This is a genomic window from Streptomyces sp. CG4, assembly GCF_041080655.1.
Classification (GTDB): Bacteria; Actinomycetota; Actinomycetes; order Streptomycetales; family Streptomycetaceae; genus Streptomyces.
Genome location: NZ_CP163525.1, coordinates 7,679,610 through 7,704,511 on the forward strand (window position 1 = coordinate 7,679,610; position 24,902 = coordinate 7,704,511).

Here is a 24,902-nt window from a genome sequence, read left to right on the forward strand (position 1 = left end):
AAGGCAGTATCACCCTGTGGCCGATCTCATCACCGTCGAGGATCCCGACGACCCGCGCCTGCGTGACTACACGGGCCTGACCGACGTCGAGCTGCGCCGCAAGCGCGAGCCCGCCGAGGGCCTGTTCATCGCGGAGGGCGAGAAGGTCATCCGCAGGGCCAAGGAAGCGGGCTACGAGATGCGCTCCATGCTGCTCTCGGCCAAGTGGATCGACGTCATGCGCGACGTCATCGACGAACTCCCGGCCCCGGTCTACGCCGTACATCCCGAACTCGCCGAGCAGGTCACCGGCTACCACGTGCACCGCGGCGCGCTCGCCTCCATGCAGCGCAAGCCGCTGCCCACGGCCGGTGAACTCCTCCGCTCCGCCCGCCGGGGCGTGGCCATGGAGTCGGTCGACGACCACACCGACATCGGCGCGGTGTTGCCTTCGGGTCCACAAAGGAGTGCGGGTCAGCGCGTTGCCATCTTCGAGGACATCGTCGATCACGCGAATCTGGGGGCAGCCTTCCGCAACGCGGCCGCTCTGGGCGTGGACGCCGTCTTCCTCACGCCACGCTGCGCCGACCCCCTCTACCGGCGGGCCGTGAAGGTGTCGATGGGCGCTGTCTTCCATGTCCCCTGGACCCGGCTGACCTCCTGGCCGAAGGACGTCGAGCTCTTCCGCGAGCAGGGCTTCGTGACGGCTGCCCTGTGCCTCGACGAGAAGTCGATCACGATGGACGAACTGGCCGCCCGCCGGTACGAGAAGCTGGCTCTGATGCTCGGCACCGAAGGCGACGGACTGACGATCGCCGCCCTGCGCGCGGCCGATGAATGGGTCCGGATCCCGATGACCGCAGGAGTGGACTCCCTCAACGTCGCCGCGGCCTCCGCCGTGGCCTTCTACGCGACGAGGCTCTGAGCCCCGTCACCGCAGAGCGCACTTCACGGCTCGTAGGCCCCGGTTCTGTTCGAGACGTCGGCTGTCTGACACCGACAAGGGGTATCGCCGGCCCGTCTGCGGGTGGACGATCAGTGTCTGCGGTTCCCGACGCGGAGGCATGAGGGTGCGTCAGTCGAGGCGTCTGCTCAGCACAGAGGACTACCTCTTCTCGTTCATCGACAGGGCGAGAGCGCTGGCGGAACAGGGCGGGCTTGCGCCGATCGCGCTGGGCGTGGGCGACTGCGATCTGCCGACACCAGAGCACATCGTCGCGGGGGCGCGGGAAGCGGTGGGGGACGCGCTGCACCACCGGTATCCGCCGTACGCCGGCACACGGGAGCTGCGGGAGGCTGCCGCGGCGTTCCTGGCGCGCCGCTTCGGTGTCCGGACGGATGCCGAGACGCAGGTGGTGGCGACGCTGGGAAGCAAGGAGGCGATGGCGCATCTGGCCCTGGGGTTCGTCGACCCGGGCGACGTGGTCCTGGTGCCCGATCCCGCCTACCCGGTGTACGCGACCTGGGCGCGTTGGTGCGGCGCCGACGTCGTACGTGTCCCGTTACGCGAGAGCAACGGCTTCCTGCCGGACCTGGACGCCATCGATCACGACGTGGCCCGGCGGGCGAAGCTGTTCTGGGTCTGCTACCCGAACAATCCGACCGCCGCCCTCGCGACCACCGAATTCTTCGACCGGCTGGCCCAGTTCGCCTTGGAGCACGACATCCTCGTCGCCTCGGACCTGGCCTACAGCGAGATCTACTACGACTGCGAGCCACCGCCCTCCTTCCTGGCTTCTCCCGGGGCGATGGAGTGCGGCATCGAATTCCATTCCCTGTCCAAGACGTACAACATGCCCGGCTGGCGCGTCGGATTCGCCGCAGGCAGTTCCACCGCCGTCACCGTGCTGCGCGCCATCAAGACGCAGACCGACTCAGGCACCTTCGGCGCGATTCAGCACGCCGCCGCCCGCGCCCTGACGGACCACACCGGCTATCCGGACCGCCTGCGCGCCACCTACCGTGACCGGATGCGGGTGCTGTGCGACGGACTGGAGGCCGCCGGCCTCGACGCGCTCCGCCCGAAAGCCACTTTCTACTGCCTGGTGCGCGCCCCCTACGGTCTGACCAGCGAGGGGTTCGCCAAGAAGCTGATCGAGGACGCCCGAGTGCTCGGCATTCCCGCGACCGGTTTCGGCCCCGGCGGCGAGGGTTACCTGCGGCTGACGGTCTGCGCCGACTCCGCACAGATCGCCGAGGCCGTCCGCAGGATCCAAGCCGTCCGCTGGCGCTGACAAGGGGGCTACCAGGGGTGAGGCTCGGAAGCAGGCGCGGATACGTCCTGAAACCCCAGGCGCAGCAGGCTCGCGTCCACGGAAGCGAGGTCCGTACGGCCGCAGAGCGCCATGGCGGTCTCCAACTCGGTGCCCAGGATGGACAGTACCTCCCGTGCGCCCTCGGTCCCCGAGACGGCCATGCCCCACAGCACGGGCCGGCCCACCAGCACTGCCCGGGCGCCCAGGGCCAGGGCGACCAGCACGTCCGAGCCACGGCGGATGCCCCCGTCGATGAGGACCTCGCAGCGTCCGGCGACGGCGGAGATCACCTCGGGGAGCGCATCGAGAGCGGTGACCGCCCCGTCCAGCTGGCGGCCGCCGTGGTTGGACACCACGATCGCGGCCACCCCCCACTCGGCCGCGCGGGCCGCGTCCTCGGCGGTCAGTACGCCCTTGAGGACGATCGGAAGCCGGGTCAGCGAGCGCAGCCAGTCCAGATCGTCCCAGGTGAAGGCGGGGTCGATACGCAGGGCCAGGTGCGCGGACAGCTCGGCCGAAGAGCCGTCGGCGGGGATGCCGGGGAAGTTCGCCGGTGCCAGCCCCGAGGGGAGGGCGAAAGCGTTGCGCAGATCACGTACCCGGCGCCCCCGGACCGGGGCGTCCACGGTGACGACGAGCGCCCGGTACCCAGCCGCCTCGGCCCGCTTGACCAGATCCTCGCTGACCGCCCGGTCCCGGAAGACGTACAGCTGCATCCACAACGGTCCCTGCGCCACCCGTGCGACATCCTCAAGTCGCGAGGTGGCGAACGTGCTGACCACCATCAACGCGCCCACCGCTCCCGCGGCGCGGGCACAGGCCGGCTCGGCCTCCGGCGTGACCAGCCCGTGAAAGCCCATGGGGGCGACCGCGATGGGCAGGGCGACCGGGGAACCGAGCAGTGTGGTGCGCATGTCGCAGCGGGAGACGTCCACGAGGACACGCGGGCGCAGCCGGTAGCGCCGGTAGCCGGCCAGGTTCTCGCGCAGGGTCGTCTCGTCACCGCTGCCGCCGTCGATGTAGTCCCAGGCGGCGGGCTCGACCAAGGAACGCGCGGCGGTGTAGTAGTCGTCCAGCGCGACCATGCTCCGGCCGTCGGTGCCAGGAAAGTTGTCAGATTTGTCCTTGTCTGTCGCCACGAGGTCACCTCACCAGGCCCGCTCACCGGAGGCAAGCCCGGTTCCGGCCAGCCCCGCGTGGGGAGGTGCGGCCCATCGGACAGCGGCTGTGGACGTGGCGGCAGTTGCCGGGGAACCGCACGTTGTTCCTATTGCTCCAGGTTCCTATTGCTCCAGGTTCCTATTGCTCCAGTCGGGACAGATCCGGTGCGCGGTTGCCGGCAGCTTCCGGGATCACCTCGGTGATCAGCCGCAGTTGCTCAGTGGAGAGCGTGATGGCACACGCCCCGGCGTTTTCGTCGAGGTGGGCGCGACGGCGCATGCCCGGCAGGGGGATGACGCCCGGCTGGGCCAGGACCCAGGCCAGGGCGAGCTGTGCCGGGGTGCAGCCGATGCCGGCGGCGAAGGCCCGTACGCGCTGGATCAGGCGGAGGTTCGCTGCCAGGTTCGCTCCGCGGAAGCGGGGCTGGTCGCGGCGGATGTCGTCGGCGCAGAGGGCGTCCACGGAAGTGAGCTTCCCTGTAAGCAGCCCGCGGCCGAGTGGTGCGTACGCCACCAGCGTGACGCCGAGTTCGCGGGCGGCGGGCAGGATCTCCCGTTCCAGGCCGCGTGTCCACAGTGAGTACTCGCTTTGCAGAGCAGCGACCCGCGCCGTCGCGCATGCCCGGCGCAGAGTGCCGGCGTTCACCTCCGACAGGCCGATATGGCGCACCTTGCCCTCGGCCACCAGCTCGCCCATGGCACCGACGGTGTCCTCGACGGGGACCGCGGGGTTGCGACGGTGAAGGTAGTAGAGGTCGAGATGGTCCACCCCGAGCCGGCGCAGCGACGCCTCGCACGCCCTCTTCGCGTACGCGGGCGTGGAGTCGACCCGGCGCGCTCGGCGGTCTTCGGACCGCACGACGCCGAACTTGGTGGCCAGGAACACTTCGTTGCGACGCCTTGCGATGGCTCGCCCCACCAACTCCTCGTTGACATGAGGGCCGTACATGTCGGCGGTGTCGAGGAAGGTGAGACCGCGGTCGAGTGCGTAGTGGATCGTCGCGACCGACTCCATCTCGTCGGCAGGGCCGTAGAAGTCGGACATACCCATGCAGCCCAGGCCCATCGCCGACACCATGGGACCACCATGTCCCAGTTCCTTGAGCAACACTCGCCCCCTCCTCGGCTGGGTCTTCCCCGCGTCATCGGTGAACTCCTACCCTTATAAGGACAGTTGGCGTGTATCCGGAAGGAGGCCGCCGATGCCCCGGGACGCCATGAGCGGCTGGATGCGGCAGACCTTCGCCTTCCCCGATGCCTTCCGCCTCCCGTACGGGCCTGACCACGCTCTCCTGACCCGCCGCATACGCACCGAACTGCTCGAAGGCCCCGGCTTCACCGTGGTCACGGGCACACCCGCCGGCACCATGAGCACCACGGATGCCCAGGAGTTCGCCGTGTCGATGCTCCGCAACCTCGGAGAAGTGCTTCCGCAGGGCCGGGGTCAGGACACCGCCCTCGGTTGGCTGGTCCGCGACGAGGGTGTCTCGGCCTACACCGACGACCGCCGCTTCCACGAGAACGCCTATACGTCCACATCACGTGGCGACCTGCACCTGCACAATGACCGCGCGGTCCAACCCTTCGGTCATGTACCCGACTGCATCGCCCTGCTCACCCACCGCAAGGCCGCACACGGCGGCGCCTCCCACCTGATGGACGGCTGGACGGTCCATCACATCCTCCGCGAGGAGTCACCGCACGCCTTGGACCTGCTCAGCTCTCCGTACCCCGTCGACCGCCGCCACGTCACGCCCCCGGGCGCGAACCCCGTGGTGCGGACCCCGGTGTTCGAGCAGGCTGACGGCCGCGTCCACCTCCGATGCAACCTCAAACGCATCGAAACCGCCGCCGAACTGACCGGCGAACCCCTGGCAGCCGAGCGGCGCGCTGCCGTCGAAACCCTGCGGCAGGTGCTGGGCCGCCCGGAACTGAAGGTCACGATCCCGCTGGAGGACGGCGACTGCCTGGTCATCGACGACCGCCGGGTGCTGCACGGTCGTACGTCCTACGAGGACCACCGTGACCCCGACCGCCGCCGCTGCCTCGTACGCGTCATGCTGCGGTTCCACGCCGAGGCAGGCCGGGCGGGGTGAGCACCTCACCACCAGGCCGGGCGGGCTCCGCTGGGTCCCTCCCCAGGAGGGGCGCGTCCTCGCAGCCATGGGGCGTGACGAGCTGGGGACCGACCTACTTGCGGGAGGGGAATCAGCTGAGGACGACAGGTTCGCCGGTCAGTGCGACGCCTGCCTGGCGCAGTTCGTGGATGGCGTTGTCGGTGCTGTCGGCGGCGACGCCGGCGGTGTAGTCGAGCAGGACGCGTACGGCGAAGCCGGCCTTCGCACCGTCCAGGGCGGTGGCCTTCACGCAGTGGTCGGTGGCGATACCGACAACATCGAGGTCGCTCACGCCGCGCGCATGAAGCCAGTCGGCCAGGGATGTGCCGTCCTCGGCCGAGCCCTCGAAGCCGCTCTTCGAGGCGGAGTACGCACCCTTGTAGAAGACCTCGTCGACGGCCTTGGAGGCGGCGGTCGGCGCGAAGTCGGGGTGGAATGTGCTGCCATCGCTGTCGGCCACGCAGTGCACAGGAAAGGAGTTCTGGAAGTCCGGATGGTCGGAGAAGTGGCCGCCGGGATCAATGTGGTGGTCGCGGGTGGCGACGATGTGCGCGTAATCATCGCCGGCCGAGCGTCGTACGAGATCGGCGATGGCGCGAGCCCGGTCGGCGCCTCCCCTCACGGGGATGCTGCCGCCCTCGCAGAAGTCCTTCTGCACATCGACGACGATCAATGCTCGGCGCATGGCGCAATCCTCTCGGCAAGGGAACCCGTGCCTGGAGGTATGCCACTTCGGCCGTGGTCGGGTGCATCCCCGCCCGGCCGTTCACCCGACAGGCCCCGGAATCCATGGCAGCCCTTGCCGGATCGGCGCGCAATACCGAAAGGCATCGCCAGTTCGGGCGGTCAAAGCCATCCGGCGCCGCCCTGAAGGGTGCGGAAACAGCCCGAATGCCGGGAACCCCCTTAAGCGCTGAGTCATACGGCACCCCGTGTGGGCGATCTTCTCTCAGCCTGCTTTCCGGAGCCGGGCCGGGAGCGCGCGGCGTGCACGCGTGGGGAAGAAACCATCCTGCCTCTTGACGCGACCTGTCCGGAAATCCTGTTTGTACATACATTCCTATTTCTGTGCCCTCCGGGCGGCGGGAGGATCCGTCTTGTCGGTTCGCCTCCGGGAGGGCGAAGACCATCCGATCCATCGGGACAAGGGGCGCGGTATGACGGTGGAGCAGAAGTGGCTGGAGCGGCTGCGAGAGGCGGTCCGGTGAACGGTGAAGGGACGACGATGAGCACGGCCCGCGCGGCAGCCGCAGAGGGTGAGAACTCCGCCTCTCCGATCAGCACGGTCGCGGGGACCGGGGCCGCGGGGTTCAAAGGCGACAACGAGCCTGCCGTTTCGGCTCAGTTGAACCGCCCGTACGGGATCGCGGTGGACAGCACCGGCACTGTCTACTTTTCCGACTTCAACAACCACCGGGTCCGGAAGATCACGGCTGACGGGAAAATCAGCGCGGTCGCGGGGACCGGGGTCGCGGGATTCAGCGGGGACAACGGCCCTGCCGTCTCGGCCCAGTTGAACTACCCGCGTGAGGTGGCGGTGGACAGCGCAGGCGCCGTCTACATCGTTGATGCCAACAACCATCGGGTCCGGAAGATCACGGCGGACGGCAGGATCAGTACGGTCGCCGGCACGGGCGCCGCGGGCTTCAGCGGCGATGGCGGCCCCGCCACCGCCGCCCCGTTGAACCTTCCGTTGGGGGTGGCGGTGGACAGCACCGGCGTCCTCTACGTCGTCGAGTACAGCAACCACCGGGTCCGGAAGATCACGACCGATGGGAAGATCAGCACGGTCGCGGGGACCGGGTCCGCGGGATTCAGGGGAGACGGCGGTCCAGCGGTTTCAGCCCAGCTGAACGGCCCACACGAAGTGGCGGTGGATGGCGCGGGCGACCTCTACATCTCCGACCTGGGCAATCACCGGGTCCGGAAGATCACGGCGGACGGCAGGATCAGTACGGTCGCCGGCACGGGCGCCGCGGGCTTCAGCGGCGATGGCGGCCCGGCGGCCTCGGCCCAGCTGAACAGCCCGGTAGGAGTGGTGGTGGACAGCACCGGCACCGTCTACATCTCCGACCTCGGCAATCACCGGGTCCGTAAGATCACGGCGGACGGCAGGATCAGTACGGTCGTCGGCACGGGCGCCGCGGGCTTCGGCGGCGATGGCGGCCCGGCCGCTTCTGCCCAGCTGAACTACCCGTACGGGCTCGCTGTGGACTGTGTCGACACCCTCTACATCGCCGACCACGCCAACAACCGGGTTCGGAAGGTTGCGTCGGCGAAGATGGCCGGGCTGCCCGATTCGGGCACTGTGGTCTCCTGGGCCAACGTCCGCAGCAGGCTGCGGATGGCGGTCGCGCGTGAGTCCACCAAGGACGGGGCCGAGATCCACCAGTTGCTCGCCGTCCCCAGGGATCACCAGCGGTGGCGGCTGGTCGCGGCAGGCCAGGACAACGGCGACGTCCTGTACAGGATCGAGAACGTGCGCAGCGGCAAGGTCCTGGAGGTCGTCGGGGCGCAGGAGGCGGCCGGGGCGGTGGTCGCGCAGCGCGCCTACGAGGGCGGCGACGCACACCACCAGCAGTGGAGGCTGATCCCGGTGGGCTCGGTGACCGACACTCCGCGGGTGTACGAGATCGCGAACCGGAACAGCGGTCTGCTGCTGCGCGTCGACACCAACGCCCGTACGGCGATCAAGCAGGACGGGGCAGAGGGCGACCACCGGGACCGGCAGTGGCAGTTGCTCCCCGTGTAACGCACGCAACGCCCGAGGGGGTCAGGGACGGCCTCGCCCCTGACCCCCTCGGGAGCCGGGCACTGCTACTGGGAAGCGGACGGGTCCTCGGCGGTCGGCTTGGACGCCTTGGGGGCCTCCGGGACCTTGGGCGGCTTGGTGAAATCGAAATCGCTCTTCTTCGGCCTGTTCTCCTTCTTCAGGTCCTCGTCCTTCTGGAGGCCGTTGTCCTTCTTCACCGTCTCACTCGCCTTCTGCATGCCGCCGGCTGCCGCGTTCGACACCGAGCCGGGATCCTGGGCGTACTGGGCCTGCGTACCGGCCGATGTCTGGGTGGTCTGGATGAAGGAGCCGAGGAAGCCCAGGATGGCCCGCGCTTCGGGCGACTCCTCCCGCACGACCTTCGCGCGGTGGTTGGCCCCGTGGATCCCACTGGTGAACAGGCTCGTGGTCGTGTCGTCGTAGGTGCTGTCGACGGCGTCCTCGAAGTCGACGCCGGCACCCGGCCGCGGCTTGGTGCCGTCGGTGGTTACGGAGAAGAGCCCCGCACTCTTGTTCGCGAAGTCGAAGATGTTGTCGAATACCATGGTCGTCACCCCTGGTCGTCGTCGTGGCGGCGCCGCCCGCCCGGTCAAGGCTGCTTGTACAGCGCTCGGTCGCTGTCGGTCAGGCTCTCGCCGTCGAACATCGTGTGGTGAACCTCCAGGGCGGAGACCACCTCGGCCAGCCCCTTCATCAGGAAACCGCCGACCGCCAGGTCGATGTCGCCGATGGGGCGGGCGACCACCTGGTCGAGGCCGGGGTAGTCCCCGGGCTGCGGGGGAGACAGGACCGCCACCGGCACGTCGTACTTCACCGCGATCAACCCGGAGAAGGTCACCGGGATTTCGTAGGTGTACTGCTTGTGCGTACGCCGCTGCGTGACGATCGTCTCCACGCGGGAGTTCGGCGGGACTTCACCGGAAATCTGCGATTTCGAGGCCCAGCTGGTGGACAGGGAGCCACCGACGGAGGCCGCGATGCCCAGCGCCAGCTGAGCATTGAGTGTGGCGCTGCCGGTCGCACTGCCCGTGGTCGTGAACCCCACCGAGTTCGTCATGCCGACCGACGCGGTGTTCCCCGCCGAGTTCGTCGCGCCCATATCGGTGGCGTTGGCGTTGTCCGTCCCCGTGTTTTGCGGGCTGGCCTTTTGGGTCACGGTGGTGGTGTTCTTGGTCGTCATGTCGTTTCGCAGCTGCGCCTGGAGCTGGGACTGGAGGTCCAGACGCAGCTGGTTCTGCAGTTGCAGCTGAAGCTGTGCGCTGACGCTGCCACCGAAGGTGAGCTTGGCGTCCCCGTGGAGCGACCAGGTGACCCCGTTCGACACGGTGAAATCGACCGAGTCGGTGAACGTCATCTTGGTCTGGCTGCGATTGACGTAGGCGCGCGAGGAGAACGTGTCGGGCGGCGGCTGGGTGATGTTGCGCCGCTCCTCGATCAGCGGCTCCCCGAGGTTCATGTAGGCGAGCCAGCCCAGCTGGAATGCGGTCCCGGGGAAAGTGCCGAAGCTCGACTTGTTCACGGAGAACCCGACGGGCTTGTGCCGTACACCGTAGTCGTCGACGTAGACCAGCTTGGGGTGGTCCAGGATGGGCCGCCAGGTCTTCTCGTCTTCGATGTTGATGTTGAGTTCCCGCAGGTTCTTCTTCGTCAGCGGCTGGCGCTTGGCCCGGTCCAGGTTGTACGCGTTGGAAGACATGCACCGTCCTCGACTAATTTGGCCGAATTACGCTCGGTGAAATGTAAACAAGAATCTGCGCGCGTTTCCGAAAGGCGAAGCTAGCACGGGCTCCGCAGCCCGGAAAGATGCCTACACGCTATGCGCTCAATCGAGTGATTAAGACTCGATGGCTGTCCCAACTCACCCAGTGTAAAGGTAACTTGGTGCCTGTTGATCGCTCGATCGTCACTTTCCGAATCGCCTCTACCTGCGGATTTCATGGCCTCGGCCGTTGCCGTGGGTGAGATATGCACGTCAGTCACCCAATCGTTTTCGAAAGCCGTCTCCATCGAATGCGGTTGAGTTTGCGGCAATGCCGCGCGACAGGCCACTGCATTGAGTATCCGACGCGTTGTTCTCCATATTCAGGACAGGTGAGGTTTCCGCGATGTACACCCAAGAGCGCACGACGATGTCGAATTTGGTGGTCGGCGGCCCGGTGGCGGTGAACAGCTACGACAACGCGATCGTGGCAGCGCTGGTCGAGAACCGGCCGGTCATGCTCGTCCACGCCTTCAACGGCGGCTACCTGCGGCCCACCGAGCTGAAGGAGGAGATCCACAACAAGGGCGTCAAGCTGGCCACCGCACTCGACCCGGCCACCAAGGACGCGCAGGGCCACCTCTGGCACATCACCCCCGCCGGCTTCTTCGGTCAGCGACCGCTGTACCTCATCGAGAGCGCCGCCGGCCAGGTGTCGCCCAAACCCGCCGGTACAGGCGACGCCGACGCCGGACGCGGTGACGACGGCGCGCCCAAGCCGCAGCGCAGGCGCATCACCGTCCACCAGGACGCCCCCAAGAGCACGTGCGACACCGTCCAGGTGGGCCTGCCCGACAAGGTCGACGAGAAGTGGCGCGGGAAGAACGGCGCGATCGAGGACACCCAGCTCTGGGTCGTCACGGTGACGCCGTGGGGCGGGATCACCTTCGTGCCGATCACCCACCCCGACACCATCCTCGGGTTCAAGGACCACGCGGTGACGGCCGACAGCGAGGTGCGGCTCACCTACAACTGGGGCGGGGACTTCACCGGGACGGTCATCAACACGTTCTACCCGCGGCTGCCCAGCGAGTGGAACGTCCCCTACCACCACGTCTTCACGTGATCCGCAGCCACCACCGCGCCAGACCCGTCCCGAGCCCACGCCCCAACCGCCTGGAAGAGGCACCACGATGCCCGTGCCCACGAAAGAACTGAAACTGGAGATCGTCAACGCCGCCACGGGGAAGACCCTCGGCGCCAAGGCCGCGCCGGGCGCGGACGGGGCGCTCGTCGTCCGCGACTTCCCCGATGGCGGCCCGAGCCCGGAGCAGTGGCAGCTCACCCCCGTGCAGACCGCGCAAGGCGGGCAAACGCAAGACGACCAGGCGTACGTGATCCGCAACGCGGTCAGCGGCAAGGTGCTCGACAACCCCGCCGCCGCGGACCGCGGCGTCCGCCAGTGGGACGCCACCGCCGGCAAGAAGAGCCAGCAGTGGCACGTCGTCCCCGTCGAGGGCGAAGCGGGCCTCTACTTCATCGAGGGCGCGACCGACGGCACCGTTCTCGACCTCGCCGACCCCGGCCCGGACGACACCCGGATCGTCCTGCGCGAGTACGACGACAGCGCGGAGAGCCAGCGCTGGCGGTTCGTCCCGGCCGAGCCCGAACGCACCAGCGACCCCGTGCTGCGCTGGGCCCCACTGGACCACTGGAACAGCCGCCGGTCCTGGCCACTGGCCCGCTCGACCGCGCTGCGCCCGGCACCCGGTGCGACACCCTCCTTCAGCGACATGCTGCTGGTCCTCCCGCAGTTCGGCAGCGACCAGGGCGCCGGCGGGTGGAAGAGCGACAAGGCCAACCGCTCTTCCAGTGGACAACCGGGCTGGTGGGCCGGGCGCGATACGCGGTTCCTCGCCGACACCACGGGAGCAGGACGCGCGGACATCGTAGGACTCAAACCCACGAAGGGGGCTGTGACCTCGTCCAGCAGAGGCGACGGCACCTTCGACGACAAGGAGCGCGTCCTGCACCAACCCCCGCCTTCCCGGGACTCCGCGGACCTGTGGACCGTCGTGGACACGACAGGCAACGGCAAGCCCGACGTCGTCGTGCTCTCCACTGCCGGTCTCCGGGTGTCCCCTCAGGACGAGGACGGGACGTTCACGCCCGCGGGCGGCGAGCCGGTCCTCAAGGCGTTCGGACACGGTCAGCAGGCCGGCGGGTGGCTGGCCGACAAGCACCCCCGCTTCCTGGCCGACACCACCGGCAACCACAGGCTCGACATCGTCGGCTGCCACGACGACGGCGTCTGGGTGTCACTCCAGGTCCAGGAAGGAGAGTTCGCACCGATCGCCGACGAACCGGTCCTCCGGGCGTTCGGCCACGACGAGAAGGCGGGCGGGTGGCTGGCCGACAAGCACCCCCGCTTCCTCGCCGACACCACCGGCAACCACAGGCTCGACATCGTCGGCTGCCACGACGACGGCGTCTGGGTGTCACTCCACCAGGATGAGGAAGGCACGTTCGCCGACCCTCTGTACGTCCTCGACGACTTCGGGGCCGACCAGGGGTGGACCTCGGTCGAGGAGCACCCCCGGTTCCTGATCAAGACCACCAGCGACGGAGCAGTGGACATCGTCGGGTTCGGCCCGCAGGGCGTCGTCGTCTCACGCGGGCGCGGCGACGGCACGTTCGAGCCCCCGAAGCTCGTCCTGAACGACTTCGGACACGCCCAGGGGTGGACCAGCGAGAAGCACCTTCGCTTCCTCGCCGACGTCACCGGCGACGGCAACCCGGACATCGTCGGCTTCGGCGACGAGGGGGTCTGGGTGTCGCACAGCCGCGGCGGCGGCCAGTTCGAGCAGGCCCAGCTGGTGTGCCGCGGGTTCGGGTACAACGAGGACGCCGGCGGCTGGCGGGTCGACCGCCACCCCCGCTTCCTCGCCGACATCACCGGTGACGGACGCGTCGACATCGTCGGCTTCGGCGGCCCGGGCGTGTACGTGGCCCGAAACCTCTACCGCCGCTTCAGGACCCGATAACCCCCGGAGGACCGCCACAGTCCCATCACGGCGACTCGCCATCGTCGTGCCGGAACCTGTCACGGTGTCGACTTGCTCAACGTGGGCGCGGCCGCGGCGGTCGCCTTCTACGCGGTGGCCACCGGCCGCCCGGACTCCTGACCCGCCCCGCCCGGCTCCCACGCCCCCGTAGCCTGCACGGCTACCTTCCGAAGTCCCGGCTCTGCGTCGACTTGTACGGGTTGGGCATCGGCACCGCGTGGCCCCCGGGCATCGGCAGGTCGGGCACCGGCGCCGTGTGCCCGTCGGACAACGGCAGGTCCGGCGACGGCGACGCGTCGTGCCCGTCGGACGTCGGCTGGTCGGTGTCCGCCGACGGGTAGTCCTGCTGGGCGTGCTGCGGATGGCGTCCGTCGTCGTCGCCGAGCCCGCGCGCGGGACCCTGGCAGCCCTGCGCCACCGCGATGCCGAGCGCCACGAGCAGCGTCACCACCACGAACACGAACAGCCGCTGGCGCAGCAGCCGGGGATTGGCCGGCCGACGCCCGCCGCTCGCCGTACGGTGCACCGGCCGCCCGGCACCGCCGCGTACGGCGGGACGGTTCCCGTTCCCCGAGCGCGCCCCGGTGCCGCGCGGCACCGGAGTGGTCGGGCGGGCCGAGCCCTGCCGTGCGGGAGCGCCCGTACCGGTCGCACGCGAGCCGTTGCCGCCCCGCACAGGCGGGGCGCCGCGCGACGGTACGGCACCCCGGGCGGGGGCTTCACCGCGCGTCACCGGTGTGTTCGGGGAGGTGCGGCGCTGGGTGCGCTGCGGGTCGGGATAGGTGTCGACGAGCCGCCCGGTGGGCCGGTCCGCCTCCGCGGCGCGCGGCGCGGGCGGCCGTACGTCGGCCAGGCCCTGCGCCTCACGGGTGGCGATCTCCTTGAGCCGCAGCGACAGCTGCAGCGTGCTCGGCCGGTCGTCGGGATCCTTCGCCAGACAGGCCCGGAGCAGCGGGGCCAGCGCGTCCGGCACGCCCTGCACATGCGGCTCCTCGTGCACCACCCGGTACAGCATCACCTCGGAACTGCCGTGCCCGAAGGGCGAGTCGCCGGTGGAGGCATAGGCGAGGGTCGCGCCGAGCGAGAAGACGTCCGTCGCCGGGGTGACGGCCGCGCCGCGCACCTGCTCGGGCGCGAGAAAGCCGGGGGAGCCGACCGCCGTGCCGACATGGGTGAGGGTGGAGGCGCCGGTGGCCCAGGCGATGCCGAAGTCGATGATCCGCGGCCCTTTGGGGGACAGCAGGATGTTGGAGGGCTTCAGGTCCCGGTGGACGACACCGGCCTCGTGCACGGCGACCAGCCCCTCGGAGAGCGCCGCACCGATCGCCGCGGTGTCGGCCGCGCCGAGCGGACCCTCGTCGGCGACCTTGTCGTGCAGCGAGGGGCCGGGCACATACTGCGTGGCGAACCAGGGCCGCTCGGCCTCCAGGTCCGCGGCGACCAGCCGGGCCGTGCAGCCGCCCCTGATCCGCCGAGCCGCCGAGACCTCGCGGGCGAAGCGCGACCGGAACTCCTGATCCTCCGCCAGATCGGGCCGGATCACCTTCAGCGCGACCCGCTGCCCCTTCTTGTCGGAGCCGAGGTAGACCACGCCCATTCCGCCCGCGCCGAGCCGTCGGTGAAGCCTGAACGAGCCGACGACGCGCGGGTCCTCGCGCCTCAGGCGCATCATCGCCATGTTCATCCCCGCTGCCCGGTCCCTGTGACGTGGCACAGCTTACGTTTCCACGGCCGTCGGCGCGCAGAGGCCGCGCCCTCCGGGCCGGACGGATTGTGCCGGTCACCGGGGGGAGGTGAAACACGCTCAGGAAGTCGGCGGCTCCCGGGGCATTGGGGCTCACCTTCCGTCAACCGATCCTGGGTGTATGGGTGTTGGGGGCAGGGGACGGCGGGTGGCGCCGGGTGGCACAGCCGCCGGACGGAGACCCGGGGCCGTCCGGCGACCCGGGCACGGTACGGATCACGAACCGGACACAGCGTACGTCCCGCCGCCGGTCGGAGTGATCGAAGTCACTCCTCCCGATCCGCCGGATGCTTCGGACATGACCGGACACGGGCCCGCCGGACGGTTCCGACATGACCGGACACGGCGGGCGCCCCCTCCGGGAAGACCCCGAGACCCGGACCCGCGTCTCCACCCAGGGGAGTACTTCCCAGGTCATGGCTCATCCTCCGGGAGGCCCGCCAATCGGTACGAGGGCATGACGCCCACCGCCCGCGCCGCACCTAGATTTGAAGTCAAGCGGCGGGTGCAGCACTCGTCCCCCGAGGTCAGACACCCGCCGCTGCAGACGACAACCGACACGGTCAGGAGAGGGACCATGGCCCACACGGCACCGCGACGCACGACGTTCGCACCCCGCCGCACGGGCCGTCGCCACCCCCTGGTGGCGACGCTCATGGCCCTTCCCCTGGCGGCCCTGCTCCTGCTCGTCTTCGACGGCTGGGAGACGGTGGCCACACAGGCGTCGTCCGTGGGTGCGATGCTGGGGCGCTGAGCGGCGACCCCAGGCCCGGAAGAGCGGTCCGGGTGGGGACATCCATCCAGGAAACCCCGTGGGGACGGGGGTGCGGCGGACGGCACAAATGCCGGCGCAGCTGGGGAGCTGCGCCGGCATGCGCCGTTTATGCGGCGGCACGGTTGGGTGCCGGAGCACCCCCTCTGTCTCTGTGGGAGGGACCCGCGAGCGCGGGCAAGCCAAGCCGCCCCCCACCCAGCCGCAGCAGCACCCTGCACCAAGACGGACCCCGCCCCCCGAAATCGTCGTACGCTCACCCCTCCCGGCCCCCCCGCGACCGTAGAGGCCCCCTTGCTCCTTCTCCCCGCGATCACCGCGAAGGTCAGAGCCGTCGCGCACCCGGACACCGGCGGAGCCGCCTGCGTCTGCGCCGCCACCCCCACCCCGCTGGCCGACCGCCCCGACGCCACCGTCGTACGCCATGCCGACACCGTTGCGAAGGCCCACGCCCCCGGCACGGACCCCGCCGAGCTGACCCTCCGCCTGGCCATGGCCGCCCGCCTCCAGGACGTCCTCCTGGCCCCGCTCGTCCCGGCGCCCACCCCCCTGCGGGACCGCCTCGTCACCTTCTGGCCGTACGGCGCTCCCGTCGACCCCGACGCCCGGGACGCGGTCCCCTGGGAAGCCACCGCCACCCTCCTCGCCCGGCTGCACCGTACGGCCCCGCTCGACGGCCTGCCCCCGATGCGCGGCCCCGCCAAAGTCGCCCGTGCCCTCGCCCGGCTCCGGACGGCCCCGCGGCCGAGACCCACCCGGCGGCCGGCCCCGTCCTGCGGGCCTGGGCCGCCCTGCCCGCCTGGGCCCGCGCGGAGGCTCCCCTGCCCGGCACCCCCGCCCTCTGCCACGGCGACCTGCACCTCGGCCAGCTCGTCCGCCACCCCGCACCGGACGGCCCCTGGCGGCTGATCGACATCGACGACCTGGGCACCGGCGTCCCGGCCTGGGACCTCGCCCGCCCCGCCGCTTGGTACGCCTGCGGCCTCCTCCCGGCGGACGAGTGGACCCGGTTCCTCGGCGCGTACCGACGGGCCGGCGGCCCGGCCGTCCCCGCGGCCGGCGATCCCTGGCCCGTTCTGGACGTCCCGGCCCGCGCGCTGACCGTGCAGACGGCCGCCCTCGCCCTGACCAAGGCGCTCACGGCCGGCCGTCCGCTGGACGAGGTGGAACAGCAACTCGTCGACGCGTGTGCCCGAATGGCCCCGATTCCATACCAGTTGGCGCCCGGATGCCCGCACTAGGCTGCAACCGACCGGGGCGGCACGGAGTCTGTCCTGGGGAAACGCGAAGCAGTATCGACCGGCGAGGAGTTGAGCCGAGCATGCAGTGTCCGAAGTGCCACGCGCCGATGCACACCTACAACCGCAACGGCGTCCAGATCGAGCAGTGCAGCGGCTGCCGCGGCATCTTCCTCGACTACGGCGAGCTGGAGGCACTGACCCAGCTGGAGGCCCGGTGGTCCAACCCCGTCCCGCCGGCCCCGCCCGCGGCCCAGCCGTACCCGGCCCCGCCCGCGCCCGCCTGGGGCGCGCCGCACGGTGGTCATCACGGTGGTCACCACGGCGGCCACGGGCACTACGACCATCACGGCCACCACGGTCACAAGAGCTGGGCCCACATGCTCTTCTCCAGCTGAGCGCGGCGAGCACACGAAGAAGCCCCCGGCCGTACAGGACGGCCGGGGGCTCTTTGCTGTGTGGACGATACTGGGATTGAACCAGTGACCTCTTCCGTGTCAGGGAAGCGCTCTCCCGCTGAGCTAATCGTCCGCAGGCCGTGACTTTGGGGTCACAGTCAGTGCGCGATACTGGGATTGAACCAGTGACCTCTTCCGTGTCAGGGAAGCGCTCTCCCGCTGAGCTAATCGCGCGGGTGGGGGCTTTCGAGAAGGCCCATGGATCTTGCGAGAAGATCCAGTGGACGATACTGGGATTGAACCAGTGACCTCTTCCGTGTCAGGGAAGCGCTCTCCCGCTGAGCTAATCGTCCTTGGAGGTGGAGACGGGATTTGAACCCGTGTAGACGGCTTTGCAGGCCGTTGCCTCGCCTCTCGGCCACTCCACCAGGAGTGTAGGGGATCGGGATGACCCCTTCTTCCTTCGAGCGGACGACGAGGCTCGAACTCGCGACCTCAACCTTGGCAAGGTTGCGCTCTACCAACTGAGCTACGTCCGCTTGTCGTTTCGTTCCGCTTCCGCGTCCCGGCGACGTGTTGAACTCTAGCGGATTCCCGGGCCAGCACAAAAACGCGTTTGCCCAGCGTGCTGCGCCGCACCCGATGGACGACGTGGTCACAGGCCCCTCGGAGCCACCCCGGCGCCACCTTTCGGTCACCCGCCTAGACTCGACCACGTGCTCCACCACCCTCTCCCGCTCCCCGCTCTGGCCCGCTTCGGCGACCGCGTCGCCAGCGGTCTCCTCGACGTCACCAGCGACCCCGCCGCCCTGGACTCCGCCGGCTTCTGGGCCGTCTGCGCGGACTTCGAGGGGCGGCTGACCTGCGCCCGCTTCGCGGACGTACGCGAGGAGCCCGTGCCCATGCCGGTGCCCGGCGGCTGGCGCGGCCCGGCGGCGGGGGAGTGGACCTCCTCCCTGGACCGGGCCGCGTACACCGCGGCGGTCCGCCGGATCCGCGCGTACATCGCGGCCGGCGAGGTCTACCAGGCCAACCTCTGCCGCGTGCTCAGCGCGCCGGTCGCCCCGGACGCCGACGTGGACGCCCTGACCGCCCTGCTGGCCCGCGGCAACCCGGCGCCGTACGCCGGAACGATCCGGCTGCCCGAGCACGGCGTGGAGATCGCCACCGCCTCGCCCGAACTGTTCCTGCGCCGGGACGGGCGTGTCGTGGAGTCGGGGCCGATCAAGGGCACCGGACGCACGGAGGCGGACCTCCTGGAGAAGGACTACGCCGAGAACGTGATGATCGTGGACCTGGTCCGCAACGACCTCGGGCGGGTCAGTACGACCGGCAGCGTGACCGTCCCCGACCTGTGCGCCGTCGAGAAGCACCCGGGCCTGGTCCACCTGGTCTCCACGGTCCGCGGCGAACTGCGGGCCGGAGCCGGCTGGCCGGAGCTGCTCGCCGCCGCCTTCCCGCCCGGCTCGGTGACCGGCGCGCCGAAGTCCAGCGCCCTGCGGATCATCGAGGCTCTGGAGACCGCCCCGCGCGGGCCGTACTGCGGCGGCATCGGCTGGGTCGACGCCGACCGGGGCGTCGGTGAGCTGGCCGTCGGCATCCGCACCTTCTGGATCGACCGCGCCGAGGGCGTGCTGCGCTTCGGCACCGGCGCGGGCATCACCTGGGGGTCGGACCCCGAGGGGGAGTGGCGTGAGACCGAACTGAAGGCGTCCCGGCTGCTCGCGATAGCGTCGGGAGCGTACGAGGCGAGTGGAGGGGTGTTCGCATGAAGATCTGGCTGGACGGCGGGCTGCGGGACCTGGAGTCCGCCCGTGTCTCCGTCTTCGACCACGGGCTCACCGTCGGCGACGGCATCTTCGAGACGCTGAAGGCCGTCGACGGCAGGCCCTTCGCCCTCACCCGGCACCTGGACCGGCTGACCCGCTCGGCCCGCGGCCTCGGCCTGCCCGACCCCGACCACGACGAGGTCCGCGAGGCCTGCACGGCTGTGCTTGAGGCGAACCCGATGCCGCTCGGCCGGCTCCGGATCACCTACACCGGCGGCCACGGCCCGCTCGGCTCCGACCGCGGCGAGCACGGCCCGACCCTCGTCGTCGCCGTCGGCGCGACCACCCGCCGCCCCGACACCACCGCCGTGATCACCGTCCCGTGGACCCGCAACGAGCGCGGCGCCCTCACCGGCCTGAAGACCACCTCGTACGCCGAGAACGTCGTCGCCCTGGCCCGCGCCCATGAACACGGGGCCTCCGAGGCGCTGTTCGGGAACACGGTGGGACAGCTCTGCGAGGGCACCGGCTCGAACGTCTTCGTCGTCCTGGACGGCGAGATCCACACCCCGCCGATCGCCTCCGGCTGCCTCCCCGGCATCACCCGCGCGCTGGCCGTCGAGTGGACGGGCGCCAAGGAGACCGACCTGCCGCTGGACGTTCTGAGCCGCGCCGACGAGGTCTTCCTCACCTCGACCCTGCGGGACGTCCAGGCCGTGCACCGGGTCGACGACCGCGAGCTGCCCGCCGCCCCGGGCCCGGTCACCGCCAAGGCGATGCGGATCTTCGACGAGCGGTCCGGGCAGGACCTGGACCCCTGAGGCGGCCTCAGCCGGACCTGAACCCGGCCGGTCGCGCGGGCTGCGGGAGCGGCTCCGGCCCGGGAAACAGGGCTGACTCGGTGGTCGGCCACGGGTAGAACACCAGTGATGACCACGACCCTGCGGCCGCTCGAGCCGCTCCGGCAGAACCCCGACGGCACCCGTTCCCGCCGCTATCAGGTGTGCGTGAACAGCCGCCCCGTCGGTGAGATCCACCTCGGCACCTCGCCTTCCTTCGGCGAGGTGATGGCATGCGTCAACGACCTGCGGATCGACGAGTCCGACCGGCGGCGCGGCCGGGGCACGGTGGCCGCGCTCGCCGCGGAGGAGGTGGCGCGGAGCTGGGGCTGCACCCAGATCGAGACCGTCGTCCCCGCCTCGGCGGAGGGCGCCCTGCGGCTCTTCGGCGCCCTGGGCTACACCCTGCGCAACCGCGGCATGAAGAAGCGCCTCGGCACCGTCCCGCCCGCACTGCCGCCGGGCAGCAGCGCACGGCCCATGACCGGAGCCGAGTTCGACGCGTGGCAGGAGCGCGAGTCCGACGACTACGCGCGGATGTGGACCGAGCGGGGAATCCCCGAAGCCGCAGCCTGCGCCAAGGCCCGCCGCGACCACGAGAAGCTGCTGCCGCACGGGCTTGCGACCGACGGCATGCGCTTCAGCGTCCTGGAGCACGAAGGGGTCGGGGTGGGCAGGCTGTGGCTGGCCGTGCAGGACCCCGAGGAGGCGTTCGTGTTCGACGTCCGGACCGAGGACGCCCACCGCGGCCGGGGCCACGGCCGCACGCTCATGCTGCTGGCGGAGCGCCAGGCCATCGAGGCCGGCCGACCGGTCCTCGGCCTCAATGTGCACGCGGGCAACACCCCGGCGGAGCGGCTGTACGAGTCGCTCGGCTACGAGACCACGCAACACTCCCTCGCCAAGCCCTTGCTCTAGGCCTCTGGCTCTAGGCCTCTGGTGCTGGCCGCGCGGAAGGCTGCTCGGAAGGCCGCTCGGAGGAGGGCTCGGGATGTCTGCCGTGGGGCTCAGGCCTCCCGGCCGCCCAGCAGCCGGTCGGCGATCTCCTCGATGCGCTCGCGCAGCCCTTCCTGGCTCTTGCCGCCGTCGAGGCGTTCGCCGCCGATGACGTACGTCGGGGTGCCGGTCACACCGATCGCCTTGCCCTCGGCCTGGTCGGCGTCCACGATCAGGATGTGCCGGCCGTCGATCAGTGCGGTGTCGAACTCCTCGGCGTCCAGGCCGAGTTCACGGGCCACCTCGACCAGGAAGGGTTCCCCCTTACGGTCCAGCTCCTCGACCCGCTCCAGCACGGTCTCCACGTACGGCCAGCCCTTGCCCTGCTCCAGCGCCTCCTCGGCGGCCTGCGCGGCGGCGAAGGCGTGCTGGTGCTTCTCCAGCGGGAAGTGCCGCAGCCGCAGCTCCAGCCGGTCGCCGTAGCGGGCGCGCAGAGCGCGGACGTCGTCCAGGGCGGTACGGCAGTCGGGGCACTGCAGCTCGCACCAGACGTCGAGAACGAGGGCGTCGGTGCGTGCGGGGGAGGAGTCGCTCATGCCGCCCAGTCTTCCAGGCCGGATGCGGGGCGACCCAATCGAGACGGTACGGCGGCCGCCTCGCCCGGTCCGGTGGGCCTGTATGGGGAGGTTCGGCAGGCACCGGCACTCCAGTAGGAGACGACCCGGAGATGTCCCTGATGTCCTACGGGGGCGTGGCATCGCGCGTACGAGGCGGTGCAGGATGGAGGGGACGGAGGCGGTGTGCCGTGCCGGTGCGCCGCGTCCGCCGAGAGGCGCCTTCCCTCCCCGCCACCCGACCGAGCCCGCCAGGAGGACCGGATGATTGCCGAGACCGTCTGCTCCGCCGCGTCCGCGGCGGGCCTGGGTATCGCGGTGGTCACGGCCTACCGCAAGCGTTTCCTCGCGGCGACCCGCATCGCGGCCTACTCGCTGGTGCCGGTCGGCCTGGTGATGACCGGGGTCGTCGGCTGGCTCGCCGACACCGCCTTCAGCCCCACCGCCTGGGCGGGCTTCGGGGTGCTGGGCGCGGCCTGGCTCCTGTTCGCGGGCACCCGCGCGGTCGAACGCCGGCGCGGCGGGACCCGAGCCGAGCGCCGAGCGGCCCGCGGCGGCCAGGCCGAGGCCGTGGCTCCGACGGCTTCCGCACCCTCCCTGGGCGCGGGCAACCGACCCGCGACCGGGTCCGCGACTGCCCCGCGTACCACCGGCTCGACCGAGGACTTCAGCGACATCGAGGCCATCCTCAAGAAGCACGGCATATGACGGCGTCATGCGGTCGCGGCGGTGCCGGACCCCGTCGGCCCGCTCGGACTGAATCGACACAGAGCGTCGTGCGCTCGTCCGGAACCGTTCACAACCCGAAGCAAGTCGGGCGAGACGGCGCGATATGCGGCAACTCCCGCATATCGCAGGCGTGTTGATCGCGGGCAGGGTCTCTTCTGCGCCATGATCTCCGAGAGATGCTGGACACAACAGAGAGCAGCGAGGCCGCGCCGCCGAAGGACGAGCCGCGCGGGTGCCTCTTCGCCCTATCCCAGCCACCGCTGATGATCTTCCTTGCGGTGATCGGGTGTCTGCTCCTCATGGCTGCGCTGCACGACCTGCTGTTGCTGTGAGCCGTACACGTTCGTCCCGGCGCCACCCGCCGGGACGGATGTCGCCCACCCGCGGATGTGATGGGTGCTCCGGTGGTCGGTCGACGGTGTGAGGGGCGCTTTGCCGGTCCGGCGTCGCGCGACCGCCCCCTTGCCTGTCGGTCGGCCTGCGCTGCTTAGTCGGCCTGTGCTGGTGTCTGGCGGGCTGTGCCGGTCCGGCAATCCGTGCCGTGCCGATGGGTTGCCGATGGATCAGCCGGTCGCTTCCTTGCGGCGGGCCCGGTACGCGGCCACGTGCAGGCGGTTGCCGCAGGTGCGGCTGTCGCAGTAGCGGCGCGAGCGATTGCGGGAGAGGTCGACGAAGGCGCGCCGGCAGTCCGGTGCCTCACAACGGCGCAGCCGCTCCTGCTCTCCGGCGACCACGAAGAAGGCCAGCGCCATCCCGCAGTCGGCGGCGAGGTGGTCGGCCACCGAGGCGCCGGGCGCGAAGTAGTGCACATGCCAGTCGTAGCCGTCGTGGTCCGTCAGGCGCGGGGTGGTGCCCGCCGCGGCGACCAGTTCGTTGATCAGCCCTGCCGCGCCGCGGGCGTCCGGGGCGGCGAAGATCGCCGCGAAGTGCCCCCGGATCCGGCGCAGCGCCGCGAGGTCGGACTCCGACAGCACGCCGACATCGCTGATGTCGTGGTTTCGTATGAAATCCGCGAGAGCCGGGACATCGGGCAGTCCGTCGGCCGCCGCGTCGTCCTCCGGCGCGGTGTTCACCAGATCCACCACGGCTTCGAGGGCGCACCGGGTGTCATGGGTGATCAGCACGTTTCGCTCCCTGGCCTGAGGGACGGGCCGACGCCCGCCGATGCTGGCCGATGGTAGCGACAACCCCGCCCACCGCACCGTGCTCTGCCCGGCCTCGGTCGTCGGTACAACGCCGCGAAGCCCGCGGCGGTTCCCGTACCGAGGCAGGCGCACACAGGTCATGGCCCGGTACGGAGCCGGGCGGGCACAGCTTGGCGCCGTACCGTGAAACGCTCACGGTGACGGCGCCCGGCTGTGCCGTATGCGGTTGTCCTGGCCCGTGCCGTCTCCCCGAGTGGACGGCGCCGGGCTGCTTTCGATGGGCGCGACCTAGCTCTCCGCCAGGATGTGCGAGAGCTCCTGATCCAGATCGAAGTGCCGATGTTCCGTGCCGGGTGGCACGGCGGCGTCGGTTCGCTTCAGGAAGGACTCCAGGGCCCGCGCCGGGGCCTCGAGCAGGGCTTCCCCCTCCGGAGAGCTGAGGGCGATGCACACGACGCCCTGACCATGACTGCGCGACGGCCAGACACGGACGTCGCCGGTGCCGGTGGGCCGATGAAGCCCCTCGGCGAGGAGGTCGCGGGCGAACACCCACTCGACGGTCTCCTCGGCTCCGGTGTGGAAGGTGGCGTGCACGGCGTAGGGGTCGGCCGTGTCGTACCGCAGGCCTGCGGGGACAGGCAGGGAGGACTCGCTCGACACAACGAGGCGCAGGTGCAGCTCGCAGCTGACCGTGGTGTTCATAAGCGCCAGGGCCTTTCGCTCAGTGTGCGCTCGGGGATTCGCACGTCGGCGAAATCGACATGCCACCTACGATGCCGTTGTAAACCCCTCTGAGGGTTTTGCGTGTCTTTACGTAACTCTTCCGGCCGAGAACTCGTACGGGATCTACGCCCATTCCGGTGACTGGATTCACCCCGGTAGGGTTTGACTGTATGAATACGGGGAGTGACGATCCGGGCGAGGTTGCCGCGGCGACGGACGAGGCGAAGGAGGACCGGCAGGAGACGAGCTTCGAGGACGGGACCGATGACAGCGCGGGGCTCGGTTCCCGTGCGCCGGAATTCATCCAGGCCCGCCGGCTGCTGCATCTGAGCTGGCAGGTCGGCATCTTCCTGGTCGGCTTCGCGGTCGTCGTCGCCGGGATCATCATGCTGCCGCTGCCGGGACCCGGCTGGGTGGTGATCTTCGGCGGCATGGCGATCTGGGCGACCGAGTTCGTCTGGGCACAGCTCGTGCTCCGCTGGACCAGACGCAAGGTCACCGAGGCGGCCCAACGGGCCCTCGATCCCAGGGTGCGCCGCCGCAACATCACACTGACCGGGATCGGGCTGGTGACCGTGGGCGTGCTGGTCGGGATCTACCTGTGGAAGTACGGCGTCGTCATGCCGTGGAAGATCAAGGATCAGTGATCCGGCTCCGCCGGTCGGCTGTCCGGCGCCTCGGCCTCCGGTCGGAAGCACCCCCTGACATGGGGTAATGTTCTTCCTGCGCCCGGGCGATTAGCTCAGTGGGAGAGCGCTTCGTTCACACCGAAGAGGTCACTGGTTCGAACCCAGTATCGCCCACCCGGACCAACGGCCCATCTGCGAAACAGCAGGTGGGCCGTCGGCGTACGCGCACCCGCCCTGAGCTGACGAGCCCAGCCGAGCCCACCCCGCCGAACACCGCGTGCCGGTACGACGGGACAGCGCGACCGCACAGGGCGACGA

General features: G+C 70.3%; 23 protein-coding genes, 6 tRNA genes and 1 pseudogene. 16 read left to right on the forward strand and 14 right to left on the reverse strand.

Translation table 11 applies throughout. The features are described from left to right. The first annotated feature begins 16 nt into the window (after positions 1-16). Together AB5L52_RS35110 and AB5L52_RS35115 are read left to right on the forward strand one after the other, a co-directional pair. A complete protein-coding gene (locus AB5L52_RS35110) occupies positions 17-904 on the forward strand; it encodes a TrmH family RNA methyltransferase (protein ID WP_369367623.1) in 888 nt (295 codons plus the stop codon). Positions 905-1,043: 139 nt separating this feature from the next. Next, complete coding sequence (locus AB5L52_RS35115; RefSeq protein ID WP_369367624.1) at positions 1,044-2,213, forward strand: aminotransferase class I/II-fold pyridoxal phosphate-dependent enzyme; 1,170 nt, start codon at positions 1,044-1,046, stop codon at positions 2,211-2,213. 8 nt (positions 2,214-2,221) lie between these two features. Here the strand turns inward: AB5L52_RS35115 and AB5L52_RS35120 are convergent, their stop codons facing one another. Continuing rightward, a complete protein-coding gene (locus AB5L52_RS35120; protein ID WP_369367625.1) occupies positions 2,222-3,373 on the reverse strand; it encodes an alpha-hydroxy acid oxidase in 1,152 nt (383 codons plus the stop codon). A 160-nt stretch (positions 3,374-3,533) separates the two neighbouring features. After that, a complete protein-coding gene (locus AB5L52_RS35125) occupies positions 3,534-4,505 on the reverse strand; it encodes an aldo/keto reductase (RefSeq protein ID WP_369367626.1) in 972 nt (323 codons plus the stop codon). Positions 4,506-4,596: 91 nt separating this feature from the next. Between AB5L52_RS35125 and AB5L52_RS35130 the strand changes: the two genes are divergently transcribed. Continuing rightward, a complete protein-coding gene (locus AB5L52_RS35130) occupies positions 4,597-5,490 on the forward strand; it encodes a TauD/TfdA family dioxygenase (RefSeq protein WP_369367627.1) in 894 nt (297 codons plus the stop codon). 112 nt (positions 5,491-5,602) lie between these two features. Here the strand turns inward: AB5L52_RS35130 and AB5L52_RS35135 are convergent, their stop codons facing one another. Further along, on the reverse strand, positions 5,603-6,196 hold the full coding sequence (locus tag AB5L52_RS35135; RefSeq protein WP_351021754.1) for an isochorismatase family protein: 594 nt from the start codon (positions 6,194-6,196) through the stop codon (positions 5,603-5,605). 540 nt (positions 6,197-6,736) lie between these two features. Here AB5L52_RS35135 and AB5L52_RS35140 point away from each other — a divergent pair. Beyond that, positions 6,737-8,263, forward strand: a complete 1,527-nt coding sequence (locus AB5L52_RS35140) for an RICIN domain-containing protein (protein ID WP_369367628.1) — start codon at positions 6,737-6,739, stop codon at positions 8,261-8,263. Between the two features lie 65 nt (positions 8,264-8,328). Here AB5L52_RS35140 and AB5L52_RS35145 read toward each other — a convergent pair whose 3' ends face one another. Further along, entirely contained in the window at positions 8,329-8,829 is a 501-nt protein-coding gene (locus AB5L52_RS35145) for a hypothetical protein (RefSeq protein ID WP_369367629.1), read from the reverse strand. 44 nt (positions 8,830-8,873) lie between these two features. Then, positions 8,874-9,980, reverse strand: a complete 1,107-nt coding sequence (locus AB5L52_RS35150; protein ID WP_369367630.1) for a hypothetical protein — start codon at positions 9,978-9,980, stop codon at positions 8,874-8,876. 409 nt (positions 9,981-10,389) lie between these two features. On the opposite strand from AB5L52_RS35150, the gene AB5L52_RS35155 reads away from it, so the two are divergent. Both AB5L52_RS35155 and AB5L52_RS35160 read left to right on the forward strand, forming a co-directional pair. Continuing rightward, positions 10,390-11,109 (forward strand): hypothetical protein, encoded by a 720-nt coding sequence (locus AB5L52_RS35155; protein WP_351021748.1) that lies wholly within the window; start codon positions 10,390-10,392, stop codon positions 11,107-11,109. Positions 11,110-11,176: 67 nt separating this feature from the next. Further along, on the forward strand, positions 11,177-13,027 hold the full coding sequence (locus AB5L52_RS35160; protein WP_369367631.1) for an FG-GAP-like repeat-containing protein: 1,851 nt from the start codon (positions 11,177-11,179) through the stop codon (positions 13,025-13,027). A gap of 181 nt (positions 13,028-13,208) precedes the next feature. On the opposite strand, the gene AB5L52_RS35165 is transcribed toward AB5L52_RS35160, so the two are convergent. Then, positions 13,209-14,732, reverse strand: coding sequence for a protein kinase (locus tag AB5L52_RS35165; RefSeq protein WP_369367632.1), 1,524 nt, complete (start codon positions 14,730-14,732; stop codon positions 13,209-13,211). A gap of 637 nt (positions 14,733-15,369) precedes the next feature. On the opposite strand from AB5L52_RS35165, the gene AB5L52_RS35170 reads away from it, so the two are divergent. From AB5L52_RS35170 to AB5L52_RS35180, 3 genes and pseudogenes are all read left to right on the forward strand, one after another. Continuing rightward, positions 15,370-15,546, forward strand: a complete 177-nt coding sequence (locus tag AB5L52_RS35170) for a hypothetical protein (protein ID WP_023552040.1) — start codon at positions 15,370-15,372, stop codon at positions 15,544-15,546. 312 nt (positions 15,547-15,858) lie between these two features. Beyond that, positions 15,859-16,805, forward strand: a pseudogene (locus AB5L52_RS35175) (phosphotransferase family protein). 80 nt (positions 16,806-16,885) lie between these two features. Continuing rightward, positions 16,886-17,200 (forward strand): zf-TFIIB domain-containing protein, encoded by a 315-nt coding sequence (locus AB5L52_RS35180; protein ID WP_351567070.1) that lies wholly within the window; start codon positions 16,886-16,888, stop codon positions 17,198-17,200. A 61-nt stretch (positions 17,201-17,261) separates the two neighbouring features. Here AB5L52_RS35180 and AB5L52_RS35185 read toward each other — a convergent pair. The 5 genes from AB5L52_RS35185 to AB5L52_RS35205 form a co-directional block, all read right to left on the reverse strand. Beyond that, a tRNA-Val gene (locus AB5L52_RS35185) sits at positions 17,262-17,333 on the reverse strand. A gap of 29 nt (positions 17,334-17,362) precedes the next feature. Next, positions 17,363-17,434: transfer RNA gene (locus AB5L52_RS35190), tRNA-Val, on the reverse strand. Positions 17,435-17,481: 47 nt separating this feature from the next. Next, positions 17,482-17,553: transfer RNA gene (locus AB5L52_RS35195), tRNA-Val, on the reverse strand. Between the two features lies 1 nt (position 17,554). Beyond that, positions 17,555-17,628: transfer RNA gene (locus AB5L52_RS35200), tRNA-Cys, on the reverse strand. A 38-nt stretch (positions 17,629-17,666) separates the two neighbouring features. Beyond that, positions 17,667-17,739 (reverse strand) — tRNA-Gly (locus AB5L52_RS35205). A gap of 177 nt (positions 17,740-17,916) precedes the next feature. Between AB5L52_RS35205 and AB5L52_RS35210 the strand changes: the two genes are divergently transcribed. The 3 genes from AB5L52_RS35210 to AB5L52_RS35220 all read left to right on the forward strand — a co-directional run bounded on the left by AB5L52_RS35210 (position 17,917) and on the right by AB5L52_RS35220 (position 20,726). Further along, entirely contained in the window at positions 17,917-18,972 is a 1,056-nt protein-coding gene (locus AB5L52_RS35210) for a chorismate-binding protein (RefSeq protein ID WP_369367633.1), read from the forward strand. Then, positions 18,969-19,790, forward strand: a complete 822-nt coding sequence (locus tag AB5L52_RS35215) for an aminotransferase class IV (RefSeq protein WP_369367634.1) — start codon at positions 18,969-18,971, stop codon at positions 19,788-19,790. The genes AB5L52_RS35210 and AB5L52_RS35215 overlap by 4 nt, the downstream gene beginning before the upstream one ends. 108 nt (positions 19,791-19,898) lie before the next feature. Then, positions 19,899-20,726 carry a GNAT family N-acetyltransferase gene (locus AB5L52_RS35220; RefSeq protein WP_369367635.1) on the forward strand — a complete coding sequence of 276 codons (828 nt, stop codon included), beginning with the start codon at positions 19,899-19,901 and terminating at the stop codon, positions 20,724-20,726. Positions 20,727-20,815: 89 nt separating this feature from the next. On the opposite strand, the gene AB5L52_RS35225 is transcribed toward AB5L52_RS35220, so the two are convergent. After that, positions 20,816-21,340 (reverse strand): DsbA family protein, encoded by a 525-nt coding sequence (locus AB5L52_RS35225; RefSeq protein WP_351021730.1) that lies wholly within the window; start codon positions 21,338-21,340, stop codon positions 20,816-20,818. A gap of 282 nt (positions 21,341-21,622) precedes the next feature. Here AB5L52_RS35225 and AB5L52_RS35230 point away from each other — a divergent pair, with 282 nt between their 5' ends. Both AB5L52_RS35230 and AB5L52_RS35235 read left to right on the forward strand, forming a co-directional pair. After that, positions 21,623-22,066, forward strand: a complete 444-nt coding sequence (locus tag AB5L52_RS35230; protein ID WP_351021728.1) for a hypothetical protein — start codon at positions 21,623-21,625, stop codon at positions 22,064-22,066. Between the two features lie 197 nt (positions 22,067-22,263). After that, on the forward strand, positions 22,264-22,419 hold the full coding sequence (locus AB5L52_RS35235) for a hypothetical protein (protein WP_351021727.1): 156 nt from the start codon (positions 22,264-22,266) through the stop codon (positions 22,417-22,419). A gap of 231 nt (positions 22,420-22,650) precedes the next feature. Here the strand turns inward: AB5L52_RS35235 and AB5L52_RS35240 are convergent, their stop codons facing one another. Together AB5L52_RS35240 and AB5L52_RS35245 are read right to left on the reverse strand one after the other, a co-directional pair. Continuing rightward, positions 22,651-23,211 carry a CGNR zinc finger domain-containing protein gene (locus AB5L52_RS35240; protein WP_369367636.1) on the reverse strand — a complete coding sequence of 187 codons (561 nt, stop codon included), beginning with the start codon at positions 23,209-23,211 and terminating at the stop codon, positions 22,651-22,653. Between the two features lie 309 nt (positions 23,212-23,520). After that, complete coding sequence (locus AB5L52_RS35245) at positions 23,521-23,934, reverse strand: SsgA family sporulation/cell division regulator (RefSeq protein ID WP_004002642.1); 414 nt, start codon at positions 23,932-23,934, stop codon at positions 23,521-23,523. A 191-nt stretch (positions 23,935-24,125) separates the two neighbouring features. Here AB5L52_RS35245 and AB5L52_RS35250 point away from each other — a divergent pair, with 191 nt between their 5' ends. Both AB5L52_RS35250 and AB5L52_RS35255 read left to right on the forward strand, forming a co-directional pair. Continuing rightward, complete coding sequence (locus tag AB5L52_RS35250; protein ID WP_369367637.1) at positions 24,126-24,602, forward strand: TIGR02611 family protein; 477 nt, start codon at positions 24,126-24,128, stop codon at positions 24,600-24,602. Between the two features lie 84 nt (positions 24,603-24,686). After that, positions 24,687-24,758, forward strand: a tRNA-Val gene (locus AB5L52_RS35255). The last annotated feature ends 144 nt before the right edge of the window (positions 24,759-24,902 follow it).